This window comes from uncultured Fibrobacter sp., assembly GCF_937877005.1.
GTDB lineage: Bacteria > Fibrobacterota > Fibrobacteria > Fibrobacterales > Fibrobacteraceae > Fibrobacter.
Genome location: NZ_CALEFV010000347.1, coordinates 1 through 2,348 on the forward strand (window position 1 = coordinate 1; position 2,348 = coordinate 2,348).

Genomic DNA, 2,348 nt, shown 5'->3' on the forward strand with positions numbered 1-2,348 from the left:
CGTTCGGCCGTATCGCCAGAAAGCTTTTCGAGAATGGTTTCGAGACCGGCGCGCAACATTTCCAGGTTCGCGCTGAGTTCGGACTGGTTCACGCGCATGAGCTCTGCGGTTTCAACCAGGTTTCCACCCAATGCATCCGTCGCTTCCTTTTCCTTGACTACTCGATTTTCGATACTTTCGGTAAGAGCCTTCTGCGCATCTAACAGCACGGCAGAAGTTTCCGAAAGTTTCTGGAATGCGCCGAGGATATCCGAAGAGAGAGCAGAGAGTTTTTCGGAGACGGACTGAGAAAGTTCGGCAGAACCGGCCTGGGCCTTTTCGGCCACCTGCAGGGCCACGTTCTTGAGGGTTTCGAGACCTTCCTTCTGGGCGTCCACATTGGCTGAAGTTTCTGCGGCAAGGCGTTCCATAAACGACTTCCATTGATCGCCGGACTGCCTGACCTGATCCGAAACTGCAGAAGCAATATCTTTCGTAGAACCTTCCATGGCCTGAGCCGTAGCGGACGCAACCTTTGCAAGGGCATTCCCGACACCCGAGGAAATTCCCTCGAGTCCCGCATTCAAAGTCGTAGAAAGGCCATTGAGCTTTTCATCCAGACGGCCCGGAATCGATTCAACAGATGTCGAAAGGGCCTTGATGTTCTGCTCCATCGGAGTAAAGGCTCCGGACAATGAACTACTCACGGACTCGCCCACCTTGGCAATGACTCCGTTCAGGGACTGCTGCACTGAAGCTGCAATCTGGGAAAGATTTTTCTCAACGGAATCGAAGAGTCGTTCCAGTTCATTCTTCGCGCGGACTTCCTCGCTTTCATCGGCTTCAACCTCTCCCTGCATATTCAGGGTAAAGGCGTCGAGACGAGCAACAAAGCGGTCTCGGGCGTTAAGCAACAATGTACGGGTTGCATTCAATATAAGAGCAGCAAAGAGACCGCAAAGGCTCGTTCCAAAAATACCCTTCATATTCTGGAACAGAAGCTGAATCGTGTCAAGCGTTCCCTGCGTTGTCGAGTTGTCAATCGCACCACCGGCTGTCGCAACGGAATACATAAGACCGAAGAAAGTACCCATCAAGCCAAGCAGAATAACCGTACCACCGGAACTCCTAGGTACAGAAATGGCAACGCTATTCGAAAGGACTTCATAGGCCATTGAAGAATCGAGACGTATTTTCTTTGCCAGAAGGTCCTTGGCAAGAGCGATACGCTTCGCAACGACGCCATCACCGGAAACATGGGCACCACGCTGTTCACAGGATTCGAGAACTTCCATTTCGGAAGAGACCTGCCTCACCGCCTTGAGGGCCGCCAGCTGTTCTCCGATAAATACTGCAAAAATGGCGGCCATGATAATCCAGCCGAATAGCGGAGCACCAAAATAGAGCGCAGCAACAATCAGGGCCAAAAGCCCGATCAAGGTAAGCAACAAGATCATCTGGAACGCATTTTTCATTTTATACCTGCATCCTTTATGCCTTCGACAAGGCGGGGGTTTCAAATAAATTTAACTGACCACGCGAAAACCCGCGCAAAAACAAAGCCCACTTGCTCTGGTACCACTCGATAATCTGAATGGTAAGACCACGGGCATAATCACAAAAATCATCGGTAAAAGCAAGAAAGCCGTTTTCGTATGCGTAATGTGGATTCCAATAACGCCCCACGTTCCGCGCACAAGATGCGGCCGAACTATAATAGTGGGCGGGCCCCTTGGAAGAGAAAGCCGCGGCAAAGCGTTTTTTTGCAAGCGCATTCAACGAACTGCGAAGCGACACCACCATGGAGTTTTCCTTGTCGCGGAGCGACGCTTCCAAACTGGGAAGCAGTTTGGAAACCGCATCCACGGCGCTCTCGGAGTGCCAATACTTGCAAAGTTTTTCCTGCAACTGCATCACGCGCCCGTGCATGCGGACGAACAGGGGTTCGGCGTCGCTCACCAGCAAGTGGATTGTCGCCGAATAGAACGCGTTGATGTCCTGCTTGCTATTCTTGACCGTAAGCATCCAGCCCTTTTCTTCGTCGTGATGCAGAAAATCACCCCCCTCGAGCAGCAATCGCATCACTTCGTCCGTCGAAAAGCGCTGCATCCACTTGGTACGGAATTCATCGTACAGCTTATTCGCATCGGCTATAATTTGCGGAAAACTAGCATCCGCCAATTTCCAGGCCGTCTCGCTATACGAAATCACTTCGGAGGTTCCGACATTTACCGTGGGGTCATTCAGCATTGCATCCAAGTGTTCATGCAAGACAATAGACCAGGTGACCATCATGGATTGCGACAGAGTCGCCACCATGCTCGCACGGTTAGGCCGCACTGAAAGACGGACACTGGTGCCCGTCATCT

The 2,348-nt window shown here is 51.7% G+C and carries 2 protein-coding genes; both read right to left on the reverse strand.

All coding sequences use genetic code 11. The annotated features are described in order from the left end of the window. On the reverse strand, nt 1-1,454 hold a 1,454-nt coding region (locus Q0628_RS15500; RefSeq protein WP_298772544.1), incomplete at its 3' end, for a fimbrial protein. A gap of 16 nt (nt 1,455-1,470) precedes the next feature. After that, nucleotides 1,471-2,346: a hypothetical protein gene (locus tag Q0628_RS15505; protein WP_298772546.1), complete on the reverse strand. Its 876-nt coding sequence runs from the start codon at nt 2,344-2,346 to the stop codon at nt 1,471-1,473. Between the last annotated feature and the right edge of the window lie 2 nt (nt 2,347-2,348).